Source organism: Actinomadura sp. BRA 177 (assembly GCF_013372625.1).
Taxonomy (GTDB): domain Bacteria; phylum Actinomycetota; class Actinomycetes; order Streptosporangiales; family Streptosporangiaceae; genus Spirillospora.
In genome coordinates this window covers 1-5,652 of the sequence record NZ_JABXFD010000273.1, presented here as the reverse complement: position 1 = coordinate 5,652, position 5,652 = coordinate 1, and the positions used below count along the sequence as shown (strand labels likewise).

The following is a 5,652-nucleotide window of genomic DNA, read 5'->3' as shown; positions in this document are numbered from 1 at the left end:
GTCCGCCTAGTCCGGCACGCCGTCGGCTTCGCCCGGGACGGCCGCGCCGGCGCCGGACGCGTGGATCCCCGGCAAGGTCGCGGAGATGAGCGTCGCGGAGAAGGTCGGGCAGCTGTTCGTCCCGGCCTTCTCCAGCCGCGCCGACGCCCTCGCGAAGATCAAGAAGTACCACGTCGGCGGGCTGATCTACTTCCCGGAGAACTTCGGCTCCCCGGCCCGCACGGCGGCGCAGTCGAACGCGCTGCAGAAGGCGTCGAAGATCCCGCTGCTGCTCGGCGTGGACGAGGAGCAGGGCATCGTGTCCCGCACCCCGTTCATCACGCGGTTCCCCGGCAACATGGCGCTCGGCGCGACCCGGAACCCGGCCGACGCGCGGGCCGCCGCCCGCGTCACCGGCAGCGAGCTGCACGCGGTCGGCATCAACCTCGACTACGCGCCGGACGCCGACGTGAACGTGAACCCGGCCAACCCGGTGATCGGGCTGCGCTCGTTCAGCGCCGACCCGGCGCTCGCGTCCACGCTGGTGACCGGCGCGGTCGGCGGCTACCAGGACGCCGGGGTCGCCGCCACCGCCAAGCACTTCCCCGGGCACGGCGACACCGCCGTCGACAGCCACACCGGGCTGCCGGTGATCAAGCATTCGCCGAAGACGTGGGAGCGGCTCGACGCGCCCCCGTTCAAGGCGGCGATCGCGGCGGGCGTGGACGTCATCATGACCGCGCACATCGTCGTCCCGAAGCTCGACAAGTCGGGCGATCCGTCCACGCTGTCGAAGACGGTGCTGACCGGGCTGCTGCGCGAGAAGCTCGGCTACGAGGGCGTCATCACGACGGACTCGCTGGAGATGGCGGGCGTGCGGGAGAAGTACGGCGACAAGGTCGTCCCGGTCCGGGCGATCAACGCGGGCGCCGACCAGCTGCTGATGCCGCCGAGCCTGCCGCGCGCCTACAACGCGGTGGTGAAGGCCGTCCGGTCCGGGAAGATCACCGAGAAGCGGCTGGACGAGTCGGTCACGCGCATCCTCCGGCTCAAGCAGCGGCGCGGCCTGTTCCAGGGGACGGCCGTCGACCCGGCCAAGGCGAAGGCGGCGATCGGCACGGCCGCGCACAAGGCCGCGGCGCGGCAGGTCGCCGAGCACTCGGTCACCCTCGTCCGCAACAAGGGCGGCCTGCTGCCGCTGAAGGGCAAGAAGGTCGCGGTGTCCGGACCGGGCAGCGACCGGCTCCTGGCGGCGCTGCGCCGCCAGGGCGTCGCGACGGCCTCCCGGGGCTCCGCGGACGTCACCGTGCTGACCACGGAGAACGCGGGGTCGGCGACGGCGTCCCGGGTCCGGGCGCTGGGCCCGAAACCGGTCGTCGTCGCCGCGCTCGGCCGCCCCTACGACCTCGACGCGGCGGGCGGCGCGGCCGCGGCGCTCGCCACGTACTCCTCCAGCGCGGTCTCGGTCGACGCGCTGGCGAAGGTGCTGAGCGGCGCGGTCAAGCCGGTGGGCAGGCTCCCGGTGCCGGCCGGCGGCGAGCCGGTCGGCTACGGCCTGGGGTACCGGTAGCGGCGGGAGGCCGCTTCCTGGGAGGATCGGGCCGCCTTCTTCCCCCCGGGAGGTCTCCGTGCCCGTCCGTCCGCTTCTCGTCGCCGTCCTGGCCGTGCTCCCGCTGCTGGGTGCCTGCGGCGGGCAGGACGAGGTGACGATGCCGCCGCTCACCCCCGAACCCGGCGACTCGCAGTTCACCGACACGCGGGCGACGACGTCCACGGAGGAGAGCTTCCCCGCGCGGCTGGCGCTCTACAAGTACCTGCGCGGCATCGCGGCGGGAAACCCCAAGGCCTGCGTTTACCTGACTCCCGCCTACCAGCGCGAAGTGTTCGGCGGCCCCACCGCCTGCCGCTCAGGTTTCGCGAAGGCCCGCGCGAACCTGAGCCCGCAGGACATCACAGCCCTACGCGGCGTAACAGTCCCGGTCTGCGAGCCGGGCCCGGGCAACGGCGACTACACGGTCCGCTTCGAAGACCTGGCCTGGAAGGGCGCCCCCGCCGTCCCAGGCGGCCTGCTCACAACAAGCTTCACCCTCCGCAAGTCCGGCCCCCACTGGCAAATCACAACCTGACCGTCAAAGCCCGAGGTCGGTTAGGGCTGGGAGGTGGGTACGGGCTGCTTCTCGGGCTTGGGTGGTTGTGCGGGCCTTGCGGGCGGCTTCTGCTGCTTGGCGGCAGTCGTCCAGGGTGTGGCGGGCCAGGGCGGCTCGTACCAGGGGGAGGGACGGGGCGCTCATCGACAACGACGTCACTCCCAGACCGACCAGGACGCAGGCCAGGGCCGGGTCGCCGGCTGCCTCGCCGCATACGCCGCAGGGGATGCCCGCGCCGGCGGCGGGGGCGACCAGGTCGAGGACGGCGGGCTGCCACGGGTCCTGGAGGTGCGCGAGGCCGCCTACCTGGCGGTCGGCCGCGCACGCGTACTGGGTGAGGTCGTTGGTGCCGATGCTGAAGAACTCCACCTCCAACGCGACGTCGCGGGCACGGAGCGCGGCGGCGGGGACCTCGATCATGACGCCGGGATGCTCGATGCCCGCCTCGCGGCACGCGGCGGCGAACCAGGCCGCTTCGGCGGCGTCCGTCACCATCGGGGCCATGACCTGCAGCTTGGCGGTCAGGCCGGCGGCGGCGCGGGCCAGGGCGGCGAGCTGCGCGGACAGGACGTCCGGGTGCCGGAACGACATCCGCACGCCGCGCTCGCCGAGCGCCGGGTTCGGCGCCTCGCCGGGCGCGGGCAGGAACGCGAGTGGCTTGTCGGCGCCGGCGTCGAGGGTCCGGACGACCACGCGGCCTTCAGGGAACGCCTCCAGCACCTTCCGGTACGCCTCCTCCTGCTCCGCGTCGGACGGCGGCGTCGCGCGGTCCAGGAACAGGAACTCGGTGCGATACAGGCCGACGCCCTCGGCGCCGTTGGCCAAAGCCGCCTCAAGGTCCTTCGGGCCGCCGATGTTCGCCAGCAGCGGCACGGCGTGGCCGTCGGCGGTGGCGCCCGGCCCGGCGAACTCCGCCAGCGCGGACGAGCGGGCCGTGGCCGCCGCGCGGGCCGCGGTCACGTCCTCGTCGGACGGGTCGAGGCGCACGGTTCCGGCGGTGCCGTCGACCAGCACACGGGTCCCGTCGGGGAGCGACGCCGCGCCCGGCAGCGCCACGACGGCGGGCACGCCCATCGTGCGCGCGATGATCGCGGTGTGGCTGGTCGGCCCGCCCTCCTCGGTCACGAACGCGACGACCTTCGCCGGGTCGAGGACGGCCGTGTCCGCCGGCGCGAGGTCGCGGGCGGCGAGCACGAACGGCTCGTCCGACTCCGGGACGCCGGGCATCGGCAGCCCGAGCAGCCGGGCGACCGTGCGGTCGCGGATGTCGTCCAGGTCGGTGACCCGGGCCGCGAGGTACTCGCCCGCCCCGGCGAGCATCTCCCGGTAGACGCCGAACGCCTCGAACACCGCGCGGGCCGCCGCCACGCCCTCGCCGATCTTGGCGCGGACGCCGTCGGCGAGGCCCGGGTCGCGGGCCATCAGCGCCTGCGCGTTCAGCACGTCCCGGCCGTCGGTGTTGCCGGCCGCGGCGGCGCGCTCGCCGCGCTCCTCCAGGTCGGCGGCGACGGCCTCCAGCGCGGCCAGCGCCGTGGCGCGTTCGGAATCGGCGTCGCCCCTGTGCTGGTCAACACCGTGGCGGTCATCGGCGGGCTCCGGGACGGCCCCGGCGATGGTCCGCACGGGCCCTGCGCCGACACCGGGGCTGACGCCCGCGCCCTGCAATACGTCCGGCACCGCTCAGGCTCCCTCGGGCTCCGGCGTGGACAGCAGTCCCTCCAGATCGTCGAGCAGCGCCTCGGCGCCGTCGCCGTCCGCGGACAGGACGACCTCCTCGCCGTGCCGCGCGTCCAGGCCCAGCACCGCGAGGATGCTCTTGGCGTTCACCGGGTCGCCGCCGCGCTTGGCCACCGTCACGTCCATCGGGGCCTTGGCCGCGGTCTGGACGAACAGCGCGGCCGGCCGCGCGTGCAGCCCCACCCTGGATTCGATCTTGACGCTGCGCTCGGTCACCGCACACTCCCTCTTAGTTCTGTCCCGGGCCCGGCACGCGCAGCGCCGGGCCGGGGACGACGTCCACTTCCTGAAAATCGGCCACCACATGGTCGGCCTCGGCGAGCGCGCCCGCCGGCTGCGTGGTGATCACGCCCACGCAGGTCATGCCCGCGGACTTCACCGCCGCCACGCCCGCCGGGGCGTCCTCGAACCCGATCGCCTCCGCCGGCGGGACGTCCAGGTCGCGGGCGGCGGCCAGGTAGCCCTCCGGATGCGGCTTGCCGGTGACGACGTCCCCGCCGGTCACCACGAGGTCGAGCAGGTCGCGGACGCCCAGCGTGTCCAGCAGCCGCTCGGCGTACGGGCGCTGGCCCGAGGTCACCACCGCGAGCGGCACGCCCGCGTCGGCCAGCGACCGGACGAGGTCGACGGCGCCGGGGACGGGCGCGACCTCCGGCATCCCCGGCAGCGACTCGTAGGAGATCGCCTGCTCGAACAGCTCCTCGACCGTCCGGCCGGGGAACAGGTGCGCGAGGTCGCGCAGCGCCTCCAGCCCGCGCCGCCCCGCGAACGAGGCGATCAGCGCGTCGTCCCAGGGGACGCCGTGCGCGTCGAACAGCCGGGACCACATGACGCGGTTGCGCGGTTCGGTGTCGATCAGGGTGCCGTCGAGGTCGAACACCGCCGCGCCGAGCCCGATCACCGCCATGCGACCAGCTCCGTGCTCAGTTCCATGTGAAGAGTTCGGCCCCTTTCGTCACCTCGCCCGACTCCAGCACGTCCGCCAGGGCGTCGGCGTTCGCGTCCAGCGCGACGACCGCGCAGATCGGGGAGCGGCCGCCCGCCTCGATCGCGGCGGGGTTCCAGCCGACGACCGGCTGCCCGGCCGTCACCTCGTCGCCCTCGGCGGCGAGCAGGTCGAAGCCCTCGCCCTTCAGCTTGACGGTGTCGATGCCGAGATGGACGAGGACGCCGTGGCCCTCGGCGTCCACCACGACGTAGGCGTGCGGATGCAGCTTGACGATCTTCCCGGTGACGGGGGCGATGGCGTGGCCGGGGCCGCGCTCGGGGTCGACCGCCGTGCCCGGGCCCACCATGGCCTGGGCGAAGACCGGGTCCGGGACGCCGGCGAGGCCGACGACCCGGCCGGTGACCGGGGACAGTACTCGGGTCATTGCAGGGCCTTCCGGCTCAGTCGAGGATGTCCTCGATGTCGGTGGCGAGGGTGTCGGCCTCGGGCCCCACGACGACCTGCACGACGGTGCCGCTGCGCATGACGCCGTGCGCGCCCGCCTTCTTCAGCGCCGCCTCGTCGACCTTGCCCGCGTCCTCGACCTCGGTGCGCAGCCGCGTCGCGCAGGGCTCGATCTCGATGATGTTGTCGGCGCCGCCCAGCGCCGCGACGATGGCCTCGGCCTTGTCCATGTCCTTCTCTTCTCTCGCTCGGGGTGGGGTCAGTCGGTCTGGGTGACCTTGTTCAGGCCGCGGGGGACGTCGGGGTCGACGCCGAGCCTGCGGGCCAGGTTCTCGACCAGGATCTGGCCGGGGACGATGAGGCCGAGCGGCGCCACCCACTCGGGCAGGGCGGGGC

Annotated in this window: 7 protein-coding genes and 1 pseudogene; 2 read left to right on the top strand and 6 right to left on the bottom strand. The window is 74.2% G+C overall.

Features of this window, described 5'->3' with window-relative positions; all coding sequences use genetic code 11:
• Nucleotides 1–85: 85 nt before the first annotated feature.
• A complete protein-coding gene (locus tag HUX53_RS12045; protein ID WP_255205179.1) occupies nucleotides 86–1,549 on the top strand; it encodes a glycoside hydrolase family 3 protein in 1,464 nt (487 codons plus the stop codon).
• Nucleotides 1,550–1,607: 58 nt separating this feature from the next.
• Nucleotides 1,608–2,105, top strand: a complete 498-nt coding sequence (locus HUX53_RS12040; RefSeq protein ID WP_176403254.1) for a hypothetical protein — start codon at nucleotides 1,608–1,610, stop codon at nucleotides 2,103–2,105.
• Nucleotides 2,106–2,108: 3 nt separating this feature from the next.
• On the opposite strand, the gene ptsP is transcribed toward HUX53_RS12040, so the two are convergent.
• The 6 genes and pseudogenes from ptsP to HUX53_RS41015 all read right to left on the bottom strand — a co-directional run.
• The gene (gene ptsP, locus HUX53_RS12035; protein ID WP_176403253.1) at nucleotides 2,109–3,803 is read right to left on the bottom strand and encodes a phosphoenolpyruvate--protein phosphotransferase; all 1,695 of its coding nucleotides are present in this window, start codon (nucleotides 3,801–3,803) and stop codon (nucleotides 2,109–2,111) included.
• 3 nt (nucleotides 3,804–3,806) lie between these two features.
• A complete protein-coding gene (locus HUX53_RS12030; RefSeq protein WP_176403252.1) occupies nucleotides 3,807–4,079 on the bottom strand; it encodes an HPr family phosphocarrier protein in 273 nt (90 codons plus the stop codon).
• Between the two features lie 13 nt (nucleotides 4,080–4,092).
• Nucleotides 4,093–4,770 (bottom strand): HAD family phosphatase, encoded by a 678-nt coding sequence (locus HUX53_RS12025; RefSeq protein ID WP_176403251.1) that lies wholly within the window; start codon nucleotides 4,768–4,770, stop codon nucleotides 4,093–4,095.
• Between the two features lie 16 nt (nucleotides 4,771–4,786).
• Nucleotides 4,787–5,236, bottom strand: coding sequence for a PTS glucose transporter subunit IIA (locus HUX53_RS12020; protein WP_176403250.1), 450 nt, complete (start codon nucleotides 5,234–5,236; stop codon nucleotides 4,787–4,789).
• Between the two features lie 16 nt (nucleotides 5,237–5,252).
• Nucleotides 5,253–5,519 carry a glucose PTS transporter subunit EIIB gene (locus HUX53_RS12015; protein ID WP_255205180.1) on the bottom strand — a complete coding sequence of 89 codons (267 nt, stop codon included), beginning with the start codon at nucleotides 5,517–5,519 and terminating at the stop codon, nucleotides 5,253–5,255.
• Nucleotides 5,516–5,652: pseudogene (locus HUX53_RS41015) on the bottom strand (glutamine--fructose-6-phosphate aminotransferase); the annotation flags it as partial. The gene HUX53_RS12015 and the pseudogene HUX53_RS41015, both read right to left, overlap by 4 nt.

Coding starts and splice junctions, on each gene's coding strand:
- HUX53_RS12045 (WP_255205179.1), top strand. CDS start 86: ATGAGCGTCGCGGAGAAGGTCGGGCAGCTGTTCGTCCCGGCCTTCTCC.
- HUX53_RS12020 (WP_176403250.1), bottom strand. CDS start 5,236: ATGACCCGAGTACTGTCCCCGGTCACCGGCCGGGTCGTCGGCCTCGCC.
- HUX53_RS12025 (WP_176403251.1), bottom strand. CDS start 4,770: ATGGCGGTGATCGGGCTCGGCGCGGCGGTGTTCGACCTCGACGGCACC.